This window comes from Agromyces seonyuensis, assembly GCF_009789225.1.
Classification (GTDB): Bacteria; Actinomycetota; Actinomycetes; order Actinomycetales; family Microbacteriaceae; genus Agromyces; species Agromyces seonyuensis.
In genome coordinates, this window is record NZ_WSTA01000019.1 from 1 (window position 1) to 23,941 (window position 23,941).

The 23,941-nt window shown below is 71.7% G+C and carries 20 protein-coding genes and 1 tRNA gene; 13 read left to right on the plus strand and 8 right to left on the minus strand.

The genetic code is table 11. From position 1 onward, the window contains the following. Positions 1 to 229: 229 nt before the first annotated feature. Positions 230 to 2,605: a malto-oligosyltrehalose synthase gene (gene treY / locus GB864_RS05940; RefSeq protein WP_160423430.1), complete on the plus strand. Its 2,376-nt coding sequence runs from the start codon at positions 230 to 232 to the stop codon at positions 2,603 to 2,605. Next, the gene (gene treZ, locus GB864_RS05945) at positions 2,602 to 4,371 is read left to right on the plus strand and encodes a malto-oligosyltrehalose trehalohydrolase (RefSeq protein ID WP_160423431.1); all 1,770 of its coding nucleotides are present in this window, start codon (positions 2,602 to 2,604) and stop codon (positions 4,369 to 4,371) included. The genes treY and treZ overlap by 4 nt, the downstream gene beginning before the upstream one ends. Positions 4,372 to 4,518: 147 nt before the next feature. On the opposite strand, the gene GB864_RS05950 is transcribed toward treZ, so the two are convergent. Together GB864_RS05950 and GB864_RS05955 are read right to left on the minus strand one after the other, a co-directional pair. Continuing rightward, the gene (locus GB864_RS05950; protein WP_160423432.1) at positions 4,519 to 4,911 is read right to left on the minus strand and encodes a YchJ family protein; all 393 of its coding nucleotides are present in this window, start codon (positions 4,909 to 4,911) and stop codon (positions 4,519 to 4,521) included. Positions 4,912 to 4,926: 15 nt separating this feature from the next. Continuing rightward, a complete protein-coding gene (locus GB864_RS05955; protein ID WP_160423433.1) occupies positions 4,927 to 5,721 on the minus strand; it encodes a M15 family metallopeptidase in 795 nt (264 codons plus the stop codon). A gap of 277 nt (positions 5,722 to 5,998) precedes the next feature. Between GB864_RS05955 and GB864_RS05960 the strand changes: the two genes are divergently transcribed. The 5 genes from GB864_RS05960 (at position 5,999) to GB864_RS05980 (ending at position 11,966) form a co-directional block, all read left to right on the plus strand. After that, positions 5,999 to 7,318 (plus strand): extracellular solute-binding protein, encoded by a 1,320-nt coding sequence (locus GB864_RS05960; RefSeq protein WP_160423434.1) that lies wholly within the window; start codon positions 5,999 to 6,001, stop codon positions 7,316 to 7,318. An 87-nt stretch (positions 7,319 to 7,405) separates the two neighbouring features. Continuing rightward, the gene (locus tag GB864_RS05965) at positions 7,406 to 8,557 is read left to right on the plus strand and encodes a carbohydrate ABC transporter permease (RefSeq protein WP_160423435.1); all 1,152 of its coding nucleotides are present in this window, start codon (positions 7,406 to 7,408) and stop codon (positions 8,555 to 8,557) included. Beyond that, a complete protein-coding gene (locus GB864_RS05970; protein ID WP_160423436.1) occupies positions 8,554 to 9,447 on the plus strand; it encodes a carbohydrate ABC transporter permease in 894 nt (297 codons plus the stop codon). Before GB864_RS05965 ends, GB864_RS05970 begins: the two co-directional genes overlap by 4 nt. Before the next feature lie 8 nt (positions 9,448 to 9,455). Next, positions 9,456 to 10,898 carry a glycoside hydrolase family 1 protein gene (locus GB864_RS05975; protein WP_160423437.1) on the plus strand — a complete coding sequence of 481 codons (1,443 nt, stop codon included), beginning with the start codon at positions 9,456 to 9,458 and terminating at the stop codon, positions 10,896 to 10,898. Between the two features lie 54 nt (positions 10,899 to 10,952). Further along, a complete protein-coding gene (locus tag GB864_RS05980) occupies positions 10,953 to 11,966 on the plus strand; it encodes a LacI family DNA-binding transcriptional regulator (RefSeq protein ID WP_160423438.1) in 1,014 nt (337 codons plus the stop codon). A 47-nt stretch (positions 11,967 to 12,013) separates the two neighbouring features. Here the strand turns inward: GB864_RS05980 and GB864_RS05985 are convergent, their stop codons facing one another. From GB864_RS05985 to GB864_RS06000, 4 genes are all read right to left on the minus strand, one after another. Then, positions 12,014 to 12,943: an LLM class F420-dependent oxidoreductase gene (locus tag GB864_RS05985; RefSeq protein ID WP_160423439.1), complete on the minus strand. Its 930-nt coding sequence runs from the start codon at positions 12,941 to 12,943 to the stop codon at positions 12,014 to 12,016. A gap of 45 nt (positions 12,944 to 12,988) precedes the next feature. Continuing rightward, positions 12,989 to 13,804, minus strand: a complete 816-nt coding sequence (locus GB864_RS05990; protein WP_160423440.1) for a DNA methyltransferase — start codon at positions 13,802 to 13,804, stop codon at positions 12,989 to 12,991. A 104-nt stretch (positions 13,805 to 13,908) separates the two neighbouring features. After that, a complete protein-coding gene (locus GB864_RS05995; protein WP_160423441.1) occupies positions 13,909 to 14,262 on the minus strand; it encodes a hypothetical protein in 354 nt (117 codons plus the stop codon). Between the two features lie 41 nt (positions 14,263 to 14,303). Beyond that, positions 14,304 to 15,353 carry a lipoate-protein ligase LplAB gene (locus tag GB864_RS06000; RefSeq protein ID WP_160423442.1) on the minus strand — a complete coding sequence of 350 codons (1,050 nt, stop codon included), beginning with the start codon at positions 15,351 to 15,353 and terminating at the stop codon, positions 14,304 to 14,306. A 63-nt stretch (positions 15,354 to 15,416) separates the two neighbouring features. On the opposite strand from GB864_RS06000, the gene pheA reads away from it, so the two are divergent. Then, entirely contained in the window at positions 15,417 to 16,370 is a 954-nt protein-coding gene (gene pheA / locus GB864_RS06005) for a prephenate dehydratase (RefSeq protein ID WP_160423443.1), read from the plus strand. A gap of 96 nt (positions 16,371 to 16,466) precedes the next feature. Here pheA and GB864_RS06010 read toward each other — a convergent pair whose 3' ends face one another. Next, positions 16,467 to 17,420, minus strand: a complete 954-nt coding sequence (locus GB864_RS06010) for a BadF/BadG/BcrA/BcrD ATPase family protein (RefSeq protein ID WP_160423444.1) — start codon at positions 17,418 to 17,420, stop codon at positions 16,467 to 16,469. 55 nt (positions 17,421 to 17,475) lie between these two features. Beyond that, on the minus strand, positions 17,476 to 18,540 hold the full coding sequence (locus GB864_RS06015) for a diacylglycerol kinase family protein (RefSeq protein ID WP_160423445.1): 1,065 nt from the start codon (positions 18,538 to 18,540) through the stop codon (positions 17,476 to 17,478). Between the two features lie 62 nt (positions 18,541 to 18,602). Here GB864_RS06015 and serS point away from each other — a divergent pair, with 62 nt between their 5' ends. From serS to GB864_RS06040, 5 genes are all read left to right on the plus strand, one after another. Beyond that, positions 18,603 to 19,883: a serine--tRNA ligase gene (serS, locus tag GB864_RS06020; protein WP_160423446.1), complete on the plus strand. Its 1,281-nt coding sequence runs from the start codon at positions 18,603 to 18,605 to the stop codon at positions 19,881 to 19,883. Positions 19,884 to 19,887: 4 nt separating this feature from the next. Next, entirely contained in the window at positions 19,888 to 20,682 is a 795-nt protein-coding gene (locus tag GB864_RS06025; protein WP_160423447.1) for an HAD family hydrolase, read from the plus strand. A gap of 93 nt (positions 20,683 to 20,775) precedes the next feature. After that, positions 20,776 to 22,200: an LCP family protein gene (locus tag GB864_RS06030; RefSeq protein WP_160423448.1), complete on the plus strand. Its 1,425-nt coding sequence runs from the start codon at positions 20,776 to 20,778 to the stop codon at positions 22,198 to 22,200. Between the two features lie 170 nt (positions 22,201 to 22,370). Next, a tRNA-Ser gene (locus GB864_RS06035) sits at positions 22,371 to 22,455 on the plus strand. A gap of 118 nt (positions 22,456 to 22,573) precedes the next feature. Further along, complete coding sequence (locus GB864_RS06040) at positions 22,574 to 23,851, plus strand: LCP family protein (RefSeq protein WP_160423449.1); 1,278 nt, start codon at positions 22,574 to 22,576, stop codon at positions 23,849 to 23,851. Positions 23,852 to 23,941 lie beyond the last annotated feature (90 nt).

Sequence of the window (23,941 nt, forward strand, 5' to 3'; positions counted from 1 at the left end):
CGCCTCGGCCGGCACCGCGGCGGGCTCGGCTCCGGCGCCGCGCGCGTCGAAACCGCGGCGGGCGAAGGATGCCTCGGGTGCGGCGGTCACGGGGGCGACGCCGGCGGTCGATCCCGCTGCGGACGGCGGAACCGAGCCCGGCGCGACCGAGCCGAGCGGGGCGGAACCCGGCACGACCGACTCCGGCGCGAGCGACTAGGACGCGCCACGGCGCAGGGAGGGGGACCCGATGCGACTGATTCCGAGATCCACGTACCGAGTGCAGGTGCGGGCCGAGTTCGACCTCGACCAGGTCGCGGCGATCGTGCCGTACCTGTCGAGCCTCGGGGTCGACTGGGTGTACCTCTCGCCGCTGCTCGAGGCGGAGCCCGGTTCGAACCACGGGTACGACGTCGTCGACCACCGCCGGGTCGACCCCGCGCGCGGCGGGCCGGGCGGCCTCGAGGCGCTGGTGGCGGCGGCGCGGCGCGCGGGCCTCGGTATCCTCGTCGATCTCGTGCCGAACCACGTGGGCGTCGCGACGCCGCGGCACATGGCGTGGTGGTGGGACGTGCTCGCGAAGGGCCGGGAGTCCGAGTTCGCGGGGGCCTTCGACATCGACTGGGACTTCGGCGCCGGCAAGCTCCGCATCCCGGTGCTGGGATCGTCCGACGCGCTCGCCGAACTGCGCCTCGAGACGGCCGACGACGGCTCGTTCGAACTGGCCTACTTCGACCACCGCTTCCCGGTCGCCGCGGGCACGGCGAGCGAGGTCGGCGAGGATCCGATCGCCGTGCACGCCCGGCAGCACTACGCGCTCATGGACTGGCGCTGGGCCGATGATTTCCTCAACTACCGGCGCTTCTTCGGGGTGAACACGCTCGCGGCGGTGCGCGTGGAGGACCCGCGCTGGTTCGAGGAGTCCCATGTCGAGGTGCTGCGCTGGGTGCGCGACGGCCTCGCCGACGGCCTCCGCATCGACCACCCCGACGGACTGCGCGACCCGATCGGCTACCTCGCCGCGCTCGCCGACGCGACCGGCGGCGTCTACGTGCTCGCGGAGAAGATCCTCGAGGGCGACGAGGCGCTGCCGGCGTGGGCGGCCGACGGCACGACGGGCTACGACGCGCTCGCCGACGTCGACCGCGTGCTCATCGACCCGGCGGGGGAGCCGCTGCTCACGGACTTCGACGCGGAGCTGCGCGAGGACGTCGACCACCTCGACCACGCCGAGCTCGTGCGCGACACGAAGCGGGGCGTCGCGAACGGGTTGCTCCGCTCCGAGGTGCTGCGGCTCGCGCGCGAGCTCGACGGCCCCGAGCACGGCGAACCGGTCGTCGACGCGCTCGCCGAACTGCTGACGGGCTTCCCCGTCTACCGCTCGTACCTGCCGTTCGGACGGGAGCACCTGGAGTGGGCCGCCGATGCGGCGCTGCGCGAACGGCCCGACCTGGAGGCCGAGCTCGACCGCATCGTGCCGCGCCTGCTCGACCCCTCGGAGCCCGCGGCGATCCGGTTCCAGCAGACGAGCGGCATGGTCATGGCCAAGGGCGTCGAGGACCGGGCGTTCTACCGCGACTCGCGGCTTACGAGCCTCACCGAGGTCGGCGGCGACCCCGCCGTGTTCGCGATCGACACGGACGGCTTCCACGAACGTCAGCGGCGGCGCTTCGAGACGCTGCCGCACTCGATGACGACGCTCTCGACGCACGACACGAAGCGCGGCGAGGACGTGCGGGCCCGCATCGACGCGATCGCCGAGCCGGCCGCTGCCGCCGACTGGGTCGCCTACCTCCGCGTGCTGGAGGCACTCGTCGGCACGGGCGACGGGGCCTTCGACCACCTGCTCTGGCAGGCCGTCGTCGGGGCGTGGCCGATCTCCCGCGAGCGCCTGCACGCCTACGCCGAGAAGGCCGCGCGCGAGGCGGGCGACTCGACGGACTGGAACGATCCCGACGCCGACTTCGAGAAGCGGGTGCACTCGCTCGTCGACGCGGTCTACGACGACGAGCGGGTCGCGGGGCTCGTCGCGGAAGTCGTCGGGATGCTCGCCGAGCCCGGGCGCTCGAACGGGCTCGCCGCGAAGCTGCTGCAGCTCACCATGCCGGGCGTCCCCGACGTCTACCAGGGCTCGGAGCTGTGGGAACGCTCGCTCGTCGACCCCGACAACCGTCGCCCCGTCGACTTCGCCGAGCGTCGCGCCCTCCTCGCGCGCCTCGACACCGGCTGGCTGCCGGAGGTCGACGAGTCGGGCGCGACGAAGCTGCTCGTGACGAGCCGCGCGCTGCGTCTGCGCCGATCGCATCCGGAGCTCTTCACCGGCTACTCGCCCGTCGCGGCCGACGGCCCGGCGGCCGACCACCTGCTCGGCTTCGACCGGGGCGGGGCCGTGACCCTCGTGACCCGCTTCCCGCGCGGGCTCGCCGAGCGCGGCGGTTGGGGCGAGACGACCGTGACCCTGCCGGGCATCGCCGCGCGGCACACCGACGTGCTGACGGGGCTCGAGTACGAGCACGACGTGCTGCGCGTCGCCGACCTGTTCGCCCGCTACCCCGTGGCGCTGCTCGCCCCGGTGGACGGCGGGGCGGGACCGGATCCGGCGGACGCCCGGAGGGAGCGACGATGACCGGGTTCCGCGTGTGGGCGCCCCGGGCGGGCCGGATGACCCTCGAGCTCGACGGCGCGCGCATCCCGATGACGGCCGGGACCGGCGGCTGGTGGAGCGCCGAGGGGGAGGGCCGCGACTACGGCTTCCTCATCGACGACGCTGCCCCGCCCCGCCCCGACCCCCGCTCGCGGCGGCAACCGAACGGGGTGCACGGCCTGTCCCGCGTCGAGCCGACGATCGAGCCCCTGCCCGCAGTGCCGCGCGCGGGCGGGTGGACGGGGCGGCAGCTCGCCGGCGGGATCGTCTACGAGCTCCACATCGGCACGTTCACGCCCGAGGGCACCTTCGAGGCGGCGATCGCGCGGCTCGACCACCTCGTCCACCTCGGCGTCGACTTCGTCGAGGTGCTGCCGGTGAACGCCTTCAACGGCGAGTGGAACTGGGGCTACGACGGCGTGCTCTGGTACGCCGTGCAGGAGTCCTACGGCGGGCCGGCCGGCTACCGCCACTTCGTCGACGCGTGCCACGAGCGCGGGCTCGCGGTCATCCAGGACGTGGTCTACAACCACCTCGGGCCCTCGGGCAACTACCTGCCCGAGTTCGGCCCGTACCTGCACGAGGGACGGGCGAACACCTGGGGCGCGTCGATGAACCTCGACGGGCCCGACTCCGACGAGGTCCGCGCGTTCATCATCGACAACGCGCTCATGTGGCTCGGCGAGTACGGCGTCGACGGCCTGCGGCTCGACGCCGTCCACGCCCTCGTCGACCACCGGGCGGTGCACCTGCTCGAGGAGCTGGCCGAGCGCGTCGACGCGCTCTCGGCGCACGTCGGCCGACCGCTGACGCTCATCGCGGAGTCGGACCTCAACGATCCGCGGCTCATCCGCTCGCGCGAGGCGAACGGGTACGGCCTGGATGCCCAGTGGAGCGACGACTTCCACCACGCGGTGCACGTGGCCGTGTCGGGGGAGACCGTCGGGTACTACGCCGACTTCGCCCCGCTGTCGGCGCTGGCCGACGTGCTCGAGGGCGGGTTCTTCCATGCCCGGACGCGCTCGACCTTCCGCGGTCGCATCCACGGCCGGCCGATCGACACGGAGCGCACGCCGACGTGGCGGCTCGTCGTCTTCGATCAGGACCACGACCAGATCGGCAACCGCGCCGTCGGCGACCGGCTCAGCGCGAGCGTGGATGACGGTGGCCTCAGGATCGCGGCCGCGCTGACGCTGCTCTCGCCGTTCACCCCCATGCTCTTCATGGGCGAGGAGTGGGCGGCGACGACGCCGTGGCAGTTCTTCACTTCGCACCCCGAGCCCGAGCTCGGGAAGGCGACCGCCGAGGGCCGTATCGCCGAGTTCGAGCGCATGGGCTGGGATCCCGCGGTCGTGCCCGACCCGCAGGACCCCGAGACGTTCCGCCGGTCGAAGCTCGACTGGTCGGAGCCGTACCCGGCGGGGGAGGACGGCACCGCGCACTCCCGGATGCTCGCCTGGTACCGCGAGCTCATCGCCCTGCGGAAGGCCAGGCCGGAGCTCACGGACCCGTCCTTCGCGGCGACCGAGGTCGAGGTCGATGAGGCCGCACGCACCCTGCTGGTGCATCGCGGGCGGCTCGCGATCGCCGTGAACCTCTCGGATGCCGGGGCGACGGTCGCCCTCGACGGCGCGGTGCTCGCGGACTCGACGCGAGCGGCCGACGGCCGCTCGTCCCGCACCGTGCTCGGCTCCGCGGAGCTGCCGCCGCGGAGCATCCTCGTCGTCGAAGCCCCGTCGGTCGAGTAGCGACGCCCCCGTCGTCGGTCGAGTACCGAACCCCCGTCGTCGGTCGAGTAGCGACGAAGGAGCGTATCGAGACCAGGGGAGACGGCCCACCTGGCTTCGAGACGCTCCGCTCCTCGAACGACGACGCACCCCGGCCGTCGGACCGGCTCAGACCGCGTCGACGTAGAGCCAGGTCGGCTCGCGGCGGAAGCGCGAGCGCTCGCGCTGGCTGCGGCGCTCGCCGTCGACGCGGGAGAACGCCTCGAACTCCACGATGCCCTCGCGGTCGAACGGGCCGCCGGCGAGCGTGTCGAGGATGTCGAGGCGGAGCCAGCGCACGTCCTCGTCGAGGTCGAGTGCGGCGGGCCGCGTCGACGGATGCCAACTCGCGAGCAGGTAACCCGTATTGCCGGCTACGAAGGCCGTGAAGCGTGAGCGCATGAGCGCCAGCGCGGTGGGGGCGCTGCGGTCGCCCGCATGCAGCGGCCCGCAGCACTCCCCGAAGGTCAGGCCGGTGCCGCAGGGGCAGCGGTCGTCGGCGCCGAGGTTCGCGAACGGCATCAGGTCACCGATCAGTCAGTCGGCGTAGCCGGGAGCGGCGGGGAGCCCGAAGAACTCCTCGAGCGTCGTGACGCCGGTGTCGTGCAGGTGCGTCGCCAGCTCGACGCCGACGAAGCGGTAGTGCCACGGCTCGAACTGGAACCCCGTGACCTCGACCTTGTCGGCCGGATAGCGCAATAGGAATCCGAACCGGTAGGCGTTCGTCGCGAGCCACTGGCCTTCGGGCGTGTCCGCGAAGCAGGTGTCGAGCGAGCAGTCGCCGGAGGCCGCGCCGATGTCCATCGTCAGCCCGGTCTGATGCTCCGAATACCCTGGTCTGGCGGTCAATCGCTCGGTCTCCTCCTGGCCGAGGCTCGCGAGGTTCTCGTTGTAGATCCGCTCCTGCGACGAGTAGCGCCGGTAGGCGGAATCGCCGCGGAGCGACAGACCCGCCTCGGTCTCGGCAGCGGCGAAGAGCTGCTCGACGGCTGCCGCCGCCTCGGGGCGCATGTCGGCGTAGCCCGACACGTTGGCCGACACGATCTCGGGGGCGTAGTCGATGGGGTTGAGCGGGCGGAGCTTGTTCACGACGATCCAGATCGAGTTCGGGTCGTCGATCGAGTTGGCGGACTTGTCGAAGGTCTCCACCGGTGCCGGTGCCTGCGGCGGGGTCGCGGGCTCGGGCCGCGTCGGGGCCTCGGTGGATCCGACGGAATCGGGCGTCGCCTGCGGCGGGTCGGCGAACCAGAACACGATCCCGACGATCGCAACGAGGAGGACGGCTGCGACGATCCCGATGATCGGTCCGCGTCCGGCAGTGCGCTCGGGCATCCGTCGATCATACGCGGCGCCGCTCGGCGCGAACCGGGCGCCGGCGTCGGGCGGGTGGTCCGGATCGGCGGCGACGGGCGATCCCAGCTCCGGCACGGGTGGAAACGCTTGCGAAACACGCGGGGAACGACCGCGACACGCCGTTCGTGAGAGCGCTCTCTTGACAAGTCCGGAACCGTGCGTCTAAGTTTTCGACTCGAAGTCGTGAGAGCGCTCTCTCCTTGAGATGTGGCGTCCTGACGATCACATTCCCAACCCACCTCACAAAGGAGTGACCGTGAAGCTTTCACGCCACACGAAGGTCGCGGCGGCCGTTGCCGGCGCCGCCTCCATCGCGCTCCTCGCCACCGCCTGCTCCTCCGGCGGTAGCGAGTCCGGATCCGACGGGGACATCACCCTCACCGTCACGACCTTCGGCACGATGGGCCTCGACGACCTCTACGCGCAGTACGAGGCCGACCACCCCGGCATCACCATCAAGCCCACCAACATCGACACGGGCGGCAACGCGCTCACCGACTGGCAGACCAAGCAGGCCGCCGGCTCGGGTCTGCCCGACGTCCAGGCCGTCGAAGAGGGCTGGCTCTCCAAGGTCATGCAGGTCTCCGACTCCTTCACCGACCTCAACGAGTACGGCGGCGCCGAGAACTCGGCCGATCAGGTCTCCTGGAAGAACGAGCAGGCCACCGACGCGGACGGCCGCCTCATCGGCTACGGCACCGACATCGGCCCCGAGGGCCTCTGCTACAACGGCGCGCTCTTCGAGGCCGCCGGCTTGCCGAGCGACCGCGAGTCCGTCGCGGCGCTCTTCGGCGGCGACGACGCGACCTGGGAGAAGTTCTTCGAGGTCGGCAAGCAGTACACCGACAAGACCGGCAAGGCGTTCTACGACCAGTCCGGCTTCGTCTGGAACTCGATGGTCAACCAGCTCCCCGAGGGCTACTACACGTCCGACGGCGAGCTCAACGTCGAGGGCAACTCCGAGCTCGAGGCCCGCTGGGCACTCCTCGCCCAGGGTGCAGCCGACGGCCTCTCGGCGAACCAGACCCAGTGGGACTGGGGCGGGGGCAAGGCGTTCATCGACGGCTCCTTCGCGACCTTCGTCTGCCCGGGCTGGATGCTCGGCAACGTCAAGGGCAACGTCGAGGCCGCCGGTGGCGACGCCACTTCCGGCTGGGACTTCGCCGACGTCTTCCCCGGCGGCGCGGCCAACTGGGGCGGCACGTTCCTGACCGTCCCCACCACTTCGAAGCACCCGAAGGAGGCGGCGGAGCTCGCCGCGTTCCTCACGAGCACCGAGTCGCAGGTCGCCGCCTTCCAGGCAGCCGGCGCCTTCCCCTCGACGACCACCGCGCAGGCCGACCCCGGCGTGACCGGTGAGAGCGAGCTCACGGAGTTCTTCAACGACGCGCCCGTCGGTCAGATCCTCGGCTCGCGCGCCGAGGGCGTCGTCGCCCAGTACAAGGGCCCGGACGACTCGGTCATCCAGGAGCAGGTCTTCGGACCCTCGGTCCAGGAGCTCGACTCCGGCAAGGCCGACGGCCCGACCGCGTGGGACCACGCGATCGACCTGCTGAACCAGCTCGTCGCGCAGTAAGCCAGACGGACGAACGGCCGGGCCCGGCGGAGCATCCGCCGGGCCCGACCCCCGAAACACCCCCCCCGAACCCAGACAGGCGAGCAGATGACCTCGACACTCACCCCTCCGGCGGAGTCCGCGCCGGCGGCGCCGGCCCCCGCAGGGAAGCCGTCGAAGGACCGTTCCGAATTCCGCCGGAAGCTCTCGCGCTTCGACCTCAAGGCCTCGCCGTACTTCTACGTCGCGCCCTTCTTCATCCTCTTCGGACTCGTCGGGCTCTTCCCGCTCGTCTACACGTTCGTCGTCTCGCTGAACGACTGGAACCTGCTCACGGGTCCCGGCGAGTGGGTCGGCCTCGACAACTTCGCCGCCGAGCTCACCGACCCGCTGTTCTGGAACTCGCTGTTCAACACCTTCAGCATCTTCCTGCTGTCCGCGATCCCGCAGCTCATCGCGGCCGTCGTCATCGCCGCGGTGCTCGATCAGAACATCCGAGCGAAGACGTTCTGGCGGCTGTCGGTGATCCTCCCGTACATCGTCACCCCCGTCGCCGTGACGCTGATCTTCAGCAACATCTTCGGCGAGCAGTACGGCCTCGTGAACAACATCCTCACGACCATCGGGCTCGACCCGGTCATGTGGAAGACCGAGACCCTCCCCTCGCACATCGCCATCGCGATCATGGTCAACTGGCGCTGGACCGGCTACAACGCGCTCATCCTCCTCGCGGCCATGCAGGCCGTCCCCAAGGACATCCACGAGTCGGCCGCCCTCGACGGCGCCGGTGCCGTGCGCCGGTTCTTCTCGATCACGATCCCGAGCATCCGCCCGACGATGATCTTCGTGATCATCACCGCCACCATCGGCGGACTCCAGATCTTCACCGAGCCCAAGCTCTTCAACGCCGCGAGCTCCATCCCCGGCGGTCCGCAGCGGCAGTACCAGACCACGGTGCTCTACATCTGGGACCTCGCGTTCAACCGGCAGGAGTTCGGCAAGGCCTCCGCAGTCGCCTGGATCCTCTTCCTCATCGTCGTCGCCTTCGGCCTCCTGAACTTCTGGCTCTCCCGGCGCATCGCCTCCGGCGAGAACCGCGCCATCTCGAAGCGGCGGGCCAAGCGACTCGCCCGCTACCGCACCGAGCAGGAGCTCGAGCTCGACCGACTCTCCGCGATCCCGGGCGCCCCCGCCCGCACCGGCGCCTCCGTGCCGCTCGAGCGCGACGCCGATCTGACCCCCGAGGAGCGTGACGCATGAGCGCCGCAACCGTCGACCGTGGAACGCGCACGAGCGCGCCGACGCCGAAGCCCGGCAAGCGGCGCTCGATGGGCATCGAGCGCCGCCCCGGCTGGTTCACCTACACCCTCATCGGCGTGTTCTTCGTCGCCGGGGCGTACCCCCTCTACTGGTCGTTCGTCATCGGCTCGAGCGACAAGTCGGCGCTGACGAGCACGTGGCCGCCGCTGCTGCCCGGCGGGCAGTTCTGGATCAACGCCGCCGAGGTCTTCGACACGATCGACTTCTGGAAGGCGCTGCTCAACAGCGTCATCGTCTCGAGCGTCATCACGCTCTCGGTGATCGTGTTCTCGACGCTCGCCGGCTACGCCTTCGCCAAGCTCCGCTTCCGCGGCCGCGAGGGCCTCATGGTCTTCGTCATCGCGACGCTCGCCGTGCCGACGCAGCTCGGCATCATCCCCCTCTTCATGCTCATGAAGGACTTCGGCTGGACCGGCACCCTCGGCGCCGTCATCATCCCGACCCTCGTGACGGCGTTCGGCGTGTTCTTCATGCGCCAGTACCTCGTCGACGTCATCCCGGACGAGCTCATCGAAGCCGCCCGCGTCGACGGCGCGAGCATGATCCGCACGTTCTGGCACGTCGGCGTGCCCGCCGCGCGCCCGGCGATGGCGATCCTCGGTCTGTTCACGTTCATGACGGCCTGGACCGACTACCTGTGGCCGCTGCTCGTCGTGCCGCAGAACCCGACGTTGCAGGTGGCGCTCAGCCAGTTGCAGTCGGCCAAGTACGTGGACTATTCGGTCGTGCTCGCCGGTGCGGTGCTCGCGACCCTCCCGCTCCTCATCCTCTTCGTGGTGGCGGGCAAGCAGTTGGTGTCCGGCATCATGGCCGGTGCGGTGAAGGGTTGACCTCTCAGATGACGAACGTGTTCCCCGAGGGGTTCCTGTGGGGCTCGGCGACCGCCGCGGCCCAGATCGAAGGCGCCGCCCACGAGGGCGGCAAGGAGGACAGCATCTGGGACGCGTACGCGCGCGTGCCCGGTGCCGTCGCCGGGGGCGACACCCCCGACCGCGCCGTCGACCACTACCACCGGATGCCCGAGGACGTCGCGCTCATGCGCAGCCTCGGCCTGCAGTCCTACCGGTTCTCGACGAGCTGGGCGCGCGTCGTGCCCGGCGGTCGCACGGTCAACCCCGTCGGCCTCGACTTCTACTCGCGCCTCGTCGACGAACTGCTCGAGGCCGACATCCTGCCCTGGCTCACGCTCTACCACTGGGACCTGCCGCAGGCGCTCCAGGAGCAGGGCGGCTGGGCGAACCGCGACACCGCTGCGCGCTTCGTCGAGTACGCCGAGGCGACCTATGCGGCGCTCGGCGACCGGGTGACGCACTGGACGACGTTCAACGAGCCGTTCTGCTCCTCGCTCATCGCGTACGCCGGCGGCGAGCACGCTCCCGGCCTCACCGACCCGCGCGCGGGCCTGGCCGCACTGCACCATCAGCACCTCGCGCACGGCCTCGCGACCTCGCGGCTGCGCGAACTCGCCGCGGCCGAGGAGCGCGACATCCGCCTCGGCATCACGCTGAACCTCACCAACGCGGTGCCGAACGACCCGACCGACCCCGTCGACCTCGACGCGGCCCGCCGCATCGACGGTCTGTGGAATCGCATGTACGTCGAGCCGCTGCTGCTCGGCGTCTACCCGGCCGACGTGCTCGAGGACGTGCGCGAGCACGACTTCGGCTCGCTCGTGCACGAGGGCGACCTCGCGGCGATCAACCAGCCGATCGACTTCCTCGGCGTGAACCACTACCACGACGACAACGTGTCGGGGCATCCGCTGCCCGCCGACGCGGCCCCCGGGCTGCGCCCGACCGACAAGCCCGGCCGGTCGCCGTTCGTCGGCAGCGAGTTCGTGACGACGCCCTCGCGCGGCCTGCCGCGCACGGCGATGGACTGGGAGGTGCACCCGGCCGGCCTCACGACGCTGCTCGTGCGCCTCGGGCAGGAGTACCCGAACCTGCCGCCGCTCTACGTCACCGAGAACGGCGCCGCGTACGAGGACGAGGTGTCCGAGGACGGCGCGATCCACGACGACGAGCGGCTCGCCTACGTCCGGGCGCACGTCGAGGCCGTCGGCGCGGCGATCGATCAGGGCGCCGACGTGCGCGGCTACTTCGTGTGGTCGCTGCTCGACAACTTCGAGTGGGCCTGGGGTTACGCCAAGCGCTTCGGCATCGTCCGCGTCGACTACGACACGTTCGAGCGCACGCCGAAGGACTCGGCGCTCTGGTACGCGCAGCACATCGCCGCCACGTCGGGCGTCGGATCGGTCGGCGCGACCGCCGCGTCCGCGTGAGCGCGCGCTAAGTTGGGCGCACGGAGAATCGGTCGACGCGGCGAGGGGGACGTGATGGTCGAGGACGCTTCGAGCAGCGGTGCACCGACCCTGGAGGCGGTCGCCGCCCGGGCGGGCGTGTCGCGCGCGACGGTGTCGCGCGTCGTGAACGGTTCGACGACGGTGAAGCCCGAGGCGATCCGCGCGGTGCAGCAGGCGATCGCCGAGCTCGACTACGTGCCCAACCGCGCGGCCCGCTCGCTCGCGAGCCGGCGCACGCAGACGATCGCCCTGATCGTGCCGGAATCGGCCGCGAAGGTCTTCGCCGACCCGTTCTTCGCGTCGGTCGTGCAGGGCGTCGCCCTCGCACTCGCGCGCACGGACTACACGCTCACGATGCTCATCGAGTCCGAGGCCGACCCGACGAAGACCGGACGCTACCTCCGCGGCGGCAACGTCGACGGCGGCATCGTGGTCTCCCACCACGAATCCGACCACTCGTACGTCGACGCGGGCATCCCGATGGTCTTCGGCGGCCGGCCGATCGACGGCGGCGAGTCCGCGGGCCCGACGGTCGACGTCGACAACCGCAACGCAGCGCGCGCCGCGGTCGAGCACCTCGTCGAGCGCGGGCGCACGTGCGTCGCGACGATCGCGGGCCCGCAGGACATGCCGCCGGGGCTCGACCGCTTCGCCGGGTTCCGCGAGGCGCTCGAGGCCGCCGGGTTGGATGCCTCGCTCGTCGAGTTCGGCGACTTCACGCCGGCCTCCGGGGCGATCGCCATGCGTCGGCTGCTCGAGCGGGGCGTGCCGATCGACGCCCTCTTCGCGGCGAACGACCAGATGGCGATCGGCGCGTACTCGGCGATCCGCGAGGCGGGGCTCTCCATCCCCGAGGACATCGCCGTCGTCGGCTTCGACGACGACGTGCACTCGGCGACGGCGGTGCCGCCGCTCACGACGGTGCACCAGCCCTCGGTCGACATGGGCGCGTCGATGGCGAGCATCCTCGTCGACCTCATCGAGGGTCGCGAAGCGCCGACGGCGACGCTGCTGCCGACGACGCTCGTCGTGCGCCAGTCCTCCTGAGTCGGCCCGCTGAGCCGGGCCGTTGAGCCGATCCGCTCGGGCGGCGCTCAGGCGTCGAAGGCGGGCAGCAGCTCGGCGGCGGCGAGTTCGAGCGTCTCGACGTCGGCGAGATCGGCCATCTGCAGGTAGAGCGTGTCGGCGCCGGCGACGGCGAGCTGCGACACCCGCTCGGCGACCTCGCCGATCGTCCCGGCGAGCCCGTTCGCGCGCAGCTCCTCCGGGTCGCGGCCGAGTCGCTCGCACCGAGCGCGGTAGGCGGCCTCGGTCGCGGCGATGACGGTCGTGTAGGCGACGGAGCGCCCGAGCGAGCGAGGGTCGCGCCCGGCGGCCTCGCACGCGGCATCGACGCTCAGGAAGAGGTCGGCGACCTGCCCCTCGTACTCCGGGAACGGGATATTGAACTCCGAGGCGAAGCGCGCGGCGAGCGCCGGCGTTCGCTGCGGTCCCTTGCCGCCCACGATCACGGGCATCGGCGACTGCGCCGGCTTCGGCAGCGCGGGGGAATCGACGAGCGTGTAGTGGTCGCCCTCGAACGAGAATCGGCCGCCGACCGGGGTCTCCCAGAGGCCGGTGACGACCTCGAGCTGCTCCTCGAGCATCCCGAACCGGCGCTCGGGGAAGGGGATGCCGTACGCGGCATGCTCCGCGGCGAACCAGCCGGTGCCGAGTCCGAACTCGATGCGGCCGCCGGACATGGCGTCGACCTGGGCGACCTGCACGGCGAGCAGGCCGGGGTGGCGGAAGGTCGCGCTCGTGACGAGGGCGCCGAGGCGGATCGTCGAGGTCTCACGGGCGAGGCCCGCGAGGGTCACCCACGTGTCGGTCGGGCCCGGGTATCCGTCGTGCTGCCCCATCCTCAGGAGGTGGTCGCTGCGGAAGAACGCGTCGAAGCCGAGGCGCTCGCTCTCGAGCGCGAGCTCCAATTGGGTCTCGTAGGTGGCGCCCTGCTGCGGTTCGGTGAACACCCGGAACTTCATGTCCTGATCCTCCCATGGCTCCGGGGCGGACGACCCGGCGCCGTGTCAGACGACGACGACGGAGGCGGCGGCCGCAGCGGATGCCGCCGGCTCCGCCTCGGACGCCGGGGCGAGCGCCGTGCGCCGCCCGAGCGCCTCGGCGACCTGGCCGAGGGATCGGCTCGCCGGGTACGGCGCCGCGACGAGGTCGCCGGGCCGGCTGGATGCCTGGAGGATGCGACGCAGGACGGTGTCCGGCGTGCGCTCGGGGTCGGCCGGGTCGACGGCTCCCACGATCGTGTGCCACCAGACGTCGGTCGGGAGCTTGCCGCGCGCCGCCTTCTCCTTCGTGACGAGACCCGGGGCCATGTACGGCTCCCGGTCGACGGCGTTCGCGTCGAAGAACACCCGCTTCGGGTCGCGGCAGTAGACGAGGATCGTGTCGTGGCGGCGGACCCAGCCGTCGTCGGCGGCCGCGCCGAAATCGCGCACCCAGACGATCTCGTTGAAGAAGCGCTCGCGACCGACGAGGGCGTCGAGCAGCACCTTCGCGTAGTGCGCCTCGCGCGAGTCGAGCTGCAGGTAGAGCGTGCCGTCGGCCGCGAGCGCGCGCCAGGCCTCGTCGAGCACCGGTTCGAGCTCCGCGCGGTACGGCTCGAATCGGTCGTCGTAGCGGGCCAGCGCTGCACGAACCCCGGCGGGCCCGGAGCCGAGGACGTCCGTGACCGCCGTCGCCGTCGACGGGGCGCTGCGGTCGGTGCGCGGGCGATCGCGGTGCGGATTCGCGGGCGCGCGGAGGACGGCGAGAGTCGTGCTCGAGTCGGGCAGCGCGGCGAGCACCGCGCGGGCGGTCTCGTGCGGGGATTCGGGCTCGACGGGCATCCGTCAAGCATGCCATCCGGTCGCCGGGCGCGCGCCCGCTGCCGGATCCCGGCGGGGCGGCCGCTTCGGCGTTCCGGCCCCGCCCGAACGCCTCGCTCGGCGATTCAGTCGGGGTCGAGCTCGAGCCGGATGCTGCCCTTGAAGCGATCCGCGCGTGCGACGCGCTCGTCGTCCGGGTCGTGCTCCCGCGCGGCCGGGCGGCTCGCGAACGAGATGCCGCGGTCGTCGTCGCCGGGCAGCGGCGCGGGCGCCGGGAGGATCGCCTGGCGGTCGAGTTCGGCCTGCGCCTCGTGGCGGGCGGGCGCGAAGACCTCGTCGAGGGCGCCGAACACGCCGGAGCCGGAGCCGCCGCCGGTGGACTTGCGCTTGTCGGACAAGTCGATCCAGCCGCGCTGCACGGCGAACCAGCCGCAGGCGCCGAGGGCCGCGGCGATCAGCGCGTAACCCCACCAATCCACCGGGCGAGTGTACCCCGTCCGGGTGACGCGGAACTGCGGTCTTACGGCACCCGGCCGATCCACTCCGCGCTCGAGAACTTGCCGGCCGCGAGGGCCTCCGCTTCGGCCAGTTCGTCGGGCTGCACGTGGCCGCGCTTGGCGCCGTAGAGCACCGTGAAGGTCTGCTTGAGCGCCTCGATGATCGCGGCGCGGGAGAGGCCGGTCTGCGAGCGCAGCGGGTCGACCCGCTTCGCTGCGGAGGCGATGCCCTTGTCGCTGAGCTTCTCGCGGCCGATGCGCAGCACCTCGAGGAGCTTGGCGTTGTCGATGTCGTAGGACATCGTGACGTGGTGCAGCACGCCGCCGTTGCCGAGGCGCTTCTGCGCGGCTCCGCCGATCTTGCCGAGCGGGCTCGCGATGTCGTTGAGCGGCTGGTAGGTCGCCTCGATGCCGAGCCCCCGCAGGCCCTGGAGCACCCAGTCGTCGAGGAACGCGTACGAGTCGGCGAAGCTCATGCCCTGCACGAGCTCGGCGGGGACGTAGAGCGAATAGGTGATGACGTTGCCGCGCTCCATCATCATCGCGCCGCCGCCCGAGATGCGGCGGACGACCTCGAAGCCGTGGCGCGCGGCGCCCTCGGGGTCGACCTCGTTCTTCACCGACTGGAAGGAGCCGATGACGACGGCCGACTCGTCCCACTCCCAGATGCGCAGGGTCGGCTTGCGACGGCCGTCGCCGACGCGACCGGCGAGCACCTCGTCGAGGGCGAGGTGGACCTTGGGGGAGACCGCGTCGTCGTGGATGAGCTCCCACTCGTAGTCGGCCCAGCTGCGGGCGTCGGTGAGCGCTCGGCGCACGGCGACGGCGACCGACTCGGGGGAGAAGCCGAGCAGCACGGCGTCGGGGCGCAGGCCGTCGTGGATCGCCGTCGCGATGGTCTTCGCGTCGGCGCCGGCGGCGAGGCCGTTCACGGCGCGGTCGATGTCGCCGAGCGCCTCGTCGGGTTCGAGGAAGAAATCGCCGGCGAGCCGGAAGTCTCGGATCACCCCGTCGACGACGTCGAAGTCGACGACGACGAGCTTCCCGCCGGGCACCTTGTATTCACCGTGCACCCGGCAACCCTACGCCCCGCCGCCGACCGGGAGGCCGGTGAGGCCGGGAATAGGGTTGAGCGCATGGAACAGACGAGCGGACCCGACGGCTACTCCTATCTGGGGCCGGCCGGGACGTTCACCGAGGCCGCGCTGAAGCAGGTGGCCGCCGCGGCCGGCAAGCCCTGGCATCCCGTCAACAACGTCGGCGAAGCCCTCGCCGACGTGCAGGAGGGGCGTTCGGTCGGCGCCGTCATCGCGATCGAGAACTCCATCGAGGGCGGGGTGACGGCGACCCTCGACGCGCTCGCGGCGCGCCCGGGGCTCCGCATCACCGGCGAGTACCTCGTGCCCGTCGAGTTCGTGCTCGTCGCTCGGCCCGGCAAGACGCTCGATCGAGTCCGCATCGTCAACGCGCATCCGGTGGCCTACGCGCAGTGCCGCGGCTGGCTCGAGCGCGAGCTGCCGGCCTCGGCGCACATCCCGTCGTCGAGCAACGTGGCCGCAGCGGCATCCCTCTTCGCCGACGCCACCGCGGATGCCGCGATCGCCCCGCCCGGCATCACCGACCACTTCGACCTCGACGTGCTCGCGCGCGACCTCGGCGACGACCCGGGCGCCGCGACGCGCTTCGTGCTCGTGAGCCGGTCGACCGCGCTCCCCGAGCGCACCGGCGCCGACAAGACGAGCGTCATCGTCGAGCTGCCCGACGAGGAGCCCGGCTCGCTGCTCGCGATGCTCGAGCAATTCTCGACGCGCGGCGTCAACATGAGCCTGCTGCAGTCGCGCCCGATCCTCGGCGACGCGTTCAACCGCTACCGCTTCGTCATCGACCTCGACGGGCACGTGCACGACGAACGCGTCGCGGACGCCCTGCTCGGCCTGCGCCGCTACAGCCCGAAGATCACGTTCCTCGGGTCGTACCCGCGCGCCGACGGCCGTCCAGTGCAGTACGAGGCCAAGCACGACGACGAGGTCTTCATCGAGGCGCGCGACTGGCTGCGGGGCATCCTCTCGGGCGAGCCCGCCGCCGACTGAGTCCCGTCGATCGAGGAGCCCTCGCGGGTCGAGCAGCGAAGCGTCTCGAGACCTGGCGAGCCGCCGTGCGGGGCCTCGATACGGTCGCTTCGCTCCCTACTCGACCGGCGGCACCCCCGCGACCGCGACGTGCGGCGCGAGCGGGTGGTCCGGCGTCACGTGCGGGAGCCGGGCGACGCCCTCGAGGGGGCGGGCCTCCTCGCGCGCCACGTCGGCGCCGGGGATGACGAGGCGCACCGAGGACTCGAAGGCCGAGAACAGGTCGGGGGAGCGGAACACCCCGCCGATCGCACGGACCTTCGGCGCCGGGTTCTCGCGTTCGCCGACGCGGGAGAGCGCCGCGAGCACCGAGCCCGCCATCTCGTCGCCCGCGAGCTCGAGGATGCCTCGGGCCACGGCGTCGTCGGGAGCGTGCTCGGCGACGACGGCCGAGTAGCGCGCGATGCGGGCGACCTTCGCGGGATCGGACTGCAACTCGATGTACGCCGCCTCGACGTCGGGGAACTCGGCGAGGACCGGACCGGAGAGCGACGTCGCGGCGCCGCGGCCGTCGTGGGCGCGCAGCACGGCGTCGAGCGCCGCGCGGCCGATCCAGTAGCCGCTGCCGGCATCGCCGATGAGGAAGCCCCAGCCGTCGACCCGGGCCACCCCGCCCGCGCCGACGCCGAGCGTCACGACGCCCGTGCCCGCGGCGACGACGGCGCCGAAGTCGGTGTCGAGGGCGCCGAGGTAGGCGCTCACGGAGTCGTGCGCGAGACGCACCCGGCGGGTGCCGAACGGCCGCAGCGACTCGAGGAGCTCATCGGCCTTCGCCTCGGCAGGCGTGAGGCCCGAGACGCCGAAGGAGACGTCGCGCAGCGGCTCCGGAGCATCCTCGGCGACCGCCATGACCACGCCGGCGAGCTGCGGCAGGAGGGGCCGGTCGGTGCGGATGCCGCCGAACCCGAACTCGAGCTCGGCGCCGTCGGCGCCCCGGTAGCGGGCGCGGATGCCGGACTGTCCGGCGTCGACGGCGACCGTCGCATCGCGCGGTTCGGGGGATTCGTTCACGGCAGCGATCGTACCCGCCCGCCTGGCGCGCTCCACGGGCCCCGATGCGCGCTCGTCAGCCCTCGACGCGCACGACGAGGGCGCCGGCGTCCGTCCAGAACCGCGCCGCGACGATCTCGCCGAACGCGTCGCCGTCGATCTCGAACTCCTGCGGCACGCCGTCGGCGACGCGCACCCGGGCCTCGGACCCCCGTCGGTAGACGATCTCGGTGCGGCGCGATCCGCCCGTCAGGTCGATGAACTGGCGTCCGAGGCGGCTGCGCCGCATGACGCGGTTCTGCCATGAGACCCGGAACCAGATGAAGATCCAGCCGAACCAGGAGCGCGGCTGGAGCACGACGACGTCGAGCAGTCCGTCGTCGATCGCCGCATCGGGCACGAGCTCGATGTTGCCGGGCAGGTCGCCGAGGTTCGCGATGAGGATGCTGCTGACCCGGGAGTGGTGGACGCTGCCGCCCTCGACCTTGTAGGCGGCCCGGAAGGGCGCCGACGCCGGCAGCGCGCGCAGGCCGCCCTCGACGTAGGCGAGCCAGCCGACCCGGCGCTTCAGATCGGGGTTCGTGTTGGAGATCATCGTCGCGTCGATGCCGACGCCCGCCATGACGAGGGAGCCGTGCCGCTCGCGCGAGCCGTCGGCACGCTCGACCTCGGCGACGAGCACGTCGACCTTCCGCTCGACGCCCGCGAAGGCGAGCACGACGCAATCGGCCGGGTCGTCGATGGGGAGCCGGAGGTTGCGGGCGAACAGGTTGCCAGTGCCGAGCGGCACGATGCCCATCGGGATGCCGGAACCGCGCAGCCCGTCGGCCACCGCCCGGATCGTGCCGTCGCCGCCCGCCGCGATGACGAGCTGCACGCGGGCCTCGACGGCCTCGGCGGCCATGCCGACGCCCGGGTCCTCGACGGACGTGTCGATCCAGAGGGAGGGCGCCCAGCCCTGGCGCTCCTCCGCGGCGGCGACCGCCGTGCGGAGCACGTCGATGCCCTGCTTGGAGGGGTTCGAGATGATCGCGGCGCGCGGGGCGTCCGACTCGCTCCCGGCCGGCGCCGGGCGCTCTTCGTCGCGCGCCGCTTCCTGCGCGCTACCCGGATCAGTTCCCGCGTTCCCCGCCTCCGCCACTCGCCCAGGGTAGCCGCCGGACCCCGACGGCGAGGATGCCTCGCGCCGGTAGACTCGATCGGGTGATCGATCCGGCATTCCTCCGCGAGCATCCCGACGTCGTCAAGGCCTCGCAGGCCGCCCGCGGCGAGTCCACGCAACTCGTCGACGAAGCGCTCGCCGCCGATGCCGGTCGCCGACGCGCGATCTCGGAGTTCGAGACCCTCCGCGCCGAGCAGAACGTGTTCGGCAAGACCGTCGCGAAGGCGCCCAAGGAGGAGAAGGCCGCGCTCGTCGCCCAGGCGCAGGAGCTCGCCGGCAAGGTGAAGGCGGCCGACGCCGCCGCGAACGACGCCGACGCCGAGTTCAAGCGCATCGTCGGCAGTCTCGGCAACCTCGTCATCGAGGGCGTGCCCGCCGGCGGGGAGGACGACTACGTCGTGCTGCGCGAGGTCGGGCAGAAGCCGACCTTCGACTTCGAGCCCCGCGACCACCTCGAGCTCGGCGAGCTGCTCGACGCCATCGACATGCCCCGCGGCGCGAAGGTCGCCGGCGCGCGCTTCAGCTACCTCAAGGGCGTGGGCGCCCGCCTCGAGATCGCCCTCATGAACCTCGGCCTCGACCGCGCGATCGCGGCGGGCTTCACCCCGATGATCACCCCGACGCTCGTGCGCCCCGAGATCATGGCCGGAACCGGCTTCCTCGGCAAGCACGCCGACGAGATCTACCACCTGCCGGCCGACGACCTCTACCTCGTCGGCACGAGCGAGGTCGCGCTCGCCGGGTACCACCAGGGCGAGATCCTCGACCTCGCCGACGGGCCGCTGCGCTACGCCGGCTGGTCGTCGTGCTACCGCCGCGAGGCGGGGTCCGGCGGCAAGGACACCCGCGGCATCATCCGGGTGCACCAGTTCAACAAGCTCGAGATGTTCACCTACATCGACCCGGCCGATGCCGAGGCCGAGCACGAGCGCCTCCTCTCCTACCAGGAGGGCATGCTGCAGGACCTCGGACTCGCGTACCGCGTCATCGACACCGCCGCAGGCGACCTCGGCTCCTCGGCGGCCCGCAAGTTCGACGTCGAGGCGTGGGTGCCGACGCAGGGCACGTACCGCGAACTCACGTCCACGTCGAACTGCACGACGTTCCAGGCGCGCCGTCTCGACATCCGCCACCGCACCGAGGGCGGCAAGACGCAGACGGTCGCGACGCTCAACGGCACCCTCGCGACGACCCGCTGGCTCGTCGCCATCCTCGAGACGCACCAGCAGCCCGACGGATCGGTGATCGTGCCCGAGGTGCTGCGCCCCTATCTCGGCGGCCTCGAGGTGCTCGAGCCCGTCGCGCGCCGGGGCGGCAAGTAACCGCATGGCGGAGCGCTGGCTCGTCGCCCTCGACGTCGACGGCACCGTCCTCCACGAGGACGGGAGCCTCGACGAGGAGATCGTGCGCGCCGTCGGCGAAGCCCGCGACCGCGGTCACGAGGTCACCCTCGCCACCGGGCGCTCCTGGGCGACGACCCAGCCGGTGCTCGAACGCCTCGGCATCGAGCCGGCCTTCGTCGTCTGCGCCAACGGCGCCCTGACGTTGGGGCTCGGCGACGACGGCGCCTACGAGCGCGTCCACGTCGAGGTGTTCGACCCGACGGCGGTGCTCGAGCGCATCCGCGGCCACCTGCCGAACGGCAAGTTCATGGTCGAGCTGCCCGACGGCTTCCGCCTCTACACGGCGGGCATGCAGGACTGGAACCTCGACGACGCCCGCGAGGTGCCGTTCGCCGAACTCCTCGGCGTCGACGCGACGCGCGTCGTCGTCATCTCGCCCGACCACGAGATCGAGGAGTTCCTCGGCCTCGTCGAGGGGATGGGTCTGCACCAGGTCAGCTACGCGATCGGTTGGACGGCCTGGCTCGACATCGCCCCCGACGGCGTGAGCAAGGCGACCGCCCTCGAGCGGGTGCGCGACCGGCTCGGCATCCCGAGCGAGCTGGTGCTCGTCGCGGGCGACGGCCGCAACGACCTCGAGATGCTCCACTGGGCCGGATCGACGGGCCGGGCCGTCGCGATGGGGCAGGCGCCGGCCGAGGTGCGGGCCGCGGCGACGGAGGTCGCCGGCACCGTCGGCGAGGCGGGCCTGGCGCCCGTGCTCGACACGCTGCCGTAGGCCGCGGAGGCATCCGCCCCTTCCGGAGCGCCCGTCGGACGCTATGCTCCCGAGTATCGCGCCCTGACCAGGCGTGATTTCGGGGGAGGTCGATTGGCAGAGGGGCATGCCGGCGACGTCGTCGACCGCGAGAGCGGCGAGACGGCCGGCGACGGGGGCGCGAGGCCGGAGGCGACGGAGTCCGTCGCGACCGGGACGGGCGACGCAGCGGCGTTCGACGCGCCGGAGAACGTCGTGCGCGCGGGGGCGTTCGTGCCGCCGCGGCATGCCCGCCTGCACGCGCACGGGCCGTGGGGGACGCTCGGGAAGATCGCGGCGTCGACTGTCGCGGTCGGACTCGTCGCGATCGCGTCGACAGGGGCGTACCTCGCCGTCGATCTCGTGCAGGACGTGGTCGCCGCCCCCGGCATCGACCTCGGCACCCAGGCCCAGGTCGCGGCCGCGGTGCCGGACATCGGCGCGATGGAAGGCGGCTTCACCTTCCTGCTCCTCGGCAGCGACAAGCGCCCCGCCGACGGGGCCTTCGGTGATCCCGAACTCGAGTCCGGCGTGCTCAACGACGTCAACATGCTGCTGCACATCTCGCAGGACCACTCCCACGTCGAGGTCGTGAGCTTCCCGCGCGACATGCTCATCGACGTGCCGGGCTGCACGAACCCGGAGACCGGCTACGACGTGCCCGCGCAGTACGACGTGAAGATCAACACCGTGCTGGACTCGGGCGGGCCGGCGTGCGTCGTCGACGCGGTGTCGCAGCTCGTCGGCGTCGACATCCCGTTCGCCGGCGTCGTCGAGTTCTACGCGGTGGCCGCCCTCTCCGACGTCATCGGGGGCGTCGAGGTCTGCGTCGCCGAGCAGATCGACGACGACTACACCGGTGTGCACCTCTCCCCGGGCTACCACTCGCTCCAGGGCATGGACGCCCTCCAGTTCCTGCGCACCCGGCACGGCGTCGGCGACGGGTCCGACCTCGGGCGCATCTCGAATCAGCAGATCTTCATGTCATCCCTCGTGCGCACGATGGAGCAGCGCGGGGTGCTCGGCGACCCGGCCCAGCTGTACGGTATCGCCAAGGCGATCCTCGGGGAGCAGTACCTCACCCTGTCGACGACACTGCAGAACCCGCTCCGGCTCGTCTCGATCGCGCGGGCGCTGCAGGCGATCGACCTCGGCAAGGTCGCCTTCATCCAGTACCCGACGGTGTACACGTCCGACTTCAGCGCGGTCGTGCCGGGCCCGTCGGCGGACGCGATCAACGCGGCGCTCCAGCAGGACGTCGCCGTGCAGCTCGACACGACCGCGCAGGACGGCACGACGTTCGGTACCTCGACCGATCCCAACCAGACCGCGACGGCGACGCCGACCGCACCGCCGCCCTCGACGGACTCGGCCGCTCCCGAGGCCGCGGTGCCCGAGACGCAGGCACCCGTCGTCGGGGACGCCGTCGACGTGCTGCCCGACGACGTGCTCGGACAGACGGCCGCCGAGAGCCGCTGCTCGACCGCAAACGATTACTGAGCGCTCCAGGGGGCTTCGGATCGGGGCCGACGGACCGTCATCGGCATCCTCCAGAGCCTTCCCAGCTTGCGCTGAAAACCTGTTGGAAACCGGCCTCGGGTAGAATCGGGGCCGGTCTTCGTCGTTCGAAGCCCTCGGCGCATGCCGAGGCGGACGACGACGAAGGGCCGGGAGGGCTGTCCGAGCGGCCGATGGAGCCGGTCTTGAAAACCGGTGGGCAGCAATGCCTCGTGGGTTCGAATCCCACGCCCTCCGCACCCGGCGTCCCCGCCGGAGCCTGCGACCCGAAGCGAAAGGCACCCGAGTGAGCGACCCCCGAACGGCGCGAGAGCGCCGCCAGGCCGCAGCCCGCGGCTCCGCCAGGCACGGCCGCTTGAAGCGGCATTCCGGGTGGCGGACGGCGATCCTGGCGGTCGCCTCGACCCTCGTCGTGGCACTCGTCGGCGTCGGCGCCATCGGTGCGTACGCGGCGTTCGACCTCGCAGGCTCGGCCAACCAGACGGTCGATCTCGGCAACGAGGACGTGCTGAAGGACATCCCCGACGTCGGGGCGTTCCCCGGCGGCATCAACCTCCTCGTCATCGGCAGCGACAGCCGCGAGGGGCAGGGCGAAGCGTTCGGCGAGGGCACCGAGGACGGTGTCCTCAACGACGTGACGATGCTCCTGCACATCTCGGAGGACCACTCCCACGCCGAGGTCGTCAGCTTCCCGCGCGACATGTTCACGTCCGTGCCGGCCTGCGACGATCCCGAGGAGGAAGGCAGCACGCTGTCCCCGCTGTCCCGGGTGAAGATCAACACCGTGCTCAGCTACGGCGGCATGGGTTGCGTCGTCGACACCGTCGAACAGATCACGGGCGTCGAGATCCCGTTCGCCGGCATCGTGCAGTTCAACGGCGTCATCGGATTGTCGGACGCCGTCGGCGGCGTCGAGGTCTGCGTGGCGGAACAGATCGACGACTCGTACACGGGCATCCACCTCACCCCGGGCAACCACACGCTCCAGGGAGTCGACGCGCTCCAGTTCCTCCGCACGCGCCACGGCGTCGGCGACGGTTCCGACCTGGGCCGCATCTCGAACCAGCAGGTCTTCCTCTCCTCCCTGGCGCGCAAGCTGCAAAGCGACGGTGTGCTCTCCAATCCCGCGACGCTCTACGGCATCGCCCAGGCCGCACTCTCGAACATGACGCTGTCGAGCACGCTCGAGAGCCCCCTGACGATGGTGCAGATCGCGATGGCGCTGAACGACATCGACCTGTCCAAGCTGGCGTTCATCCAGTACCCGACGGGCTACGTCGAGGGCGGGGTCATCGCGAAGTCCGACGAGGCGGAGGCCGTCAACCTCGCACTCCAGAACGACACCCCGGTGACCTTCGACGCCGAGACGCAGGCGAACTCCTCCATCGCGACGGAGGCCGACCCCAACGCGGTGACGACGACCCCCGCGGCGCCCGTGCCCGATGTCGACACCGACGGCGACGGCGTCGCCGACCAGGTCGCCAACACCGACACCGACGGCGACGGCGTCAACGACGCCTACGTCGCCCCGGTGGAGGCACCCGCCCCGACCGAGGGAGCCTCGGAGCAGCTCGACGGCGTTATCGGTCAGACCGGCGACGAGGCGCGCTGTTCGGTCTCCAACGACGGCTGAGCCGGGTCCGACGAACCGATTCGAGGATGCCCGCACCCGCGGTCATCCTCGAATCGTCGTTTCGGGCCCGCTCGGGTATGCTGACTGAGC

What these genes read in the sequence shown, in the direction of transcription:
- GB864_RS05980 (WP_160423438.1), top strand. Translation starts at nt 10,953, where the DNA reads ATGGTCGAGGACGCTTCGAGCAGCGGTGCACCGACCCTGGAGGCGGTC.
- treZ (WP_160423431.1), top strand. Translation starts at nt 2,602, where the DNA reads ATGACCGGGTTCCGCGTGTGGGCGCCCCGGGCGGGCCGGATGACCCTC.
- pheA (WP_160423443.1), top strand. Translation starts at nt 15,417, where the DNA reads ATGGAACAGACGAGCGGACCCGACGGCTACTCCTATCTGGGGCCGGCC.
- GB864_RS05970 (WP_160423436.1), top strand. Translation starts at nt 8,554, where the DNA reads ATGAGCGCCGCAACCGTCGACCGTGGAACGCGCACGAGCGCGCCGACG.
- GB864_RS05975 (WP_160423437.1), top strand. Translation starts at nt 9,456, where the DNA reads ATGACGAACGTGTTCCCCGAGGGGTTCCTGTGGGGCTCGGCGACCGCC.
- GB864_RS05955 (WP_160423433.1), bottom strand. Translation starts at nt 5,721, where the DNA reads ATGCCCGAGCGCACTGCCGGACGCGGACCGATCATCGGGATCGTCGCA.
- treY (WP_160423430.1), top strand. Translation starts at nt 230, where the DNA reads ATGCGACTGATTCCGAGATCCACGTACCGAGTGCAGGTGCGGGCCGAG.
- GB864_RS05965 (WP_160423435.1), top strand. Translation starts at nt 7,406, where the DNA reads ATGACCTCGACACTCACCCCTCCGGCGGAGTCCGCGCCGGCGGCGCCG.
- GB864_RS05985 (WP_160423439.1), bottom strand. Translation starts at nt 12,943, where the DNA reads ATGAAGTTCCGGGTGTTCACCGAACCGCAGCAGGGCGCCACCTACGAG.
- GB864_RS05990 (WP_160423440.1), bottom strand. Translation starts at nt 13,804, where the DNA reads ATGCCCGTCGAGCCCGAATCCCCGCACGAGACCGCCCGCGCGGTGCTC.
- GB864_RS06025 (WP_160423447.1), top strand. Translation starts at nt 19,888, where the DNA reads ATGGCGGAGCGCTGGCTCGTCGCCCTCGACGTCGACGGCACCGTCCTC.
- GB864_RS05950 (WP_160423432.1), bottom strand. Translation starts at nt 4,911, where the DNA reads ATGCCGTTCGCGAACCTCGGCGCCGACGACCGCTGCCCCTGCGGCACC.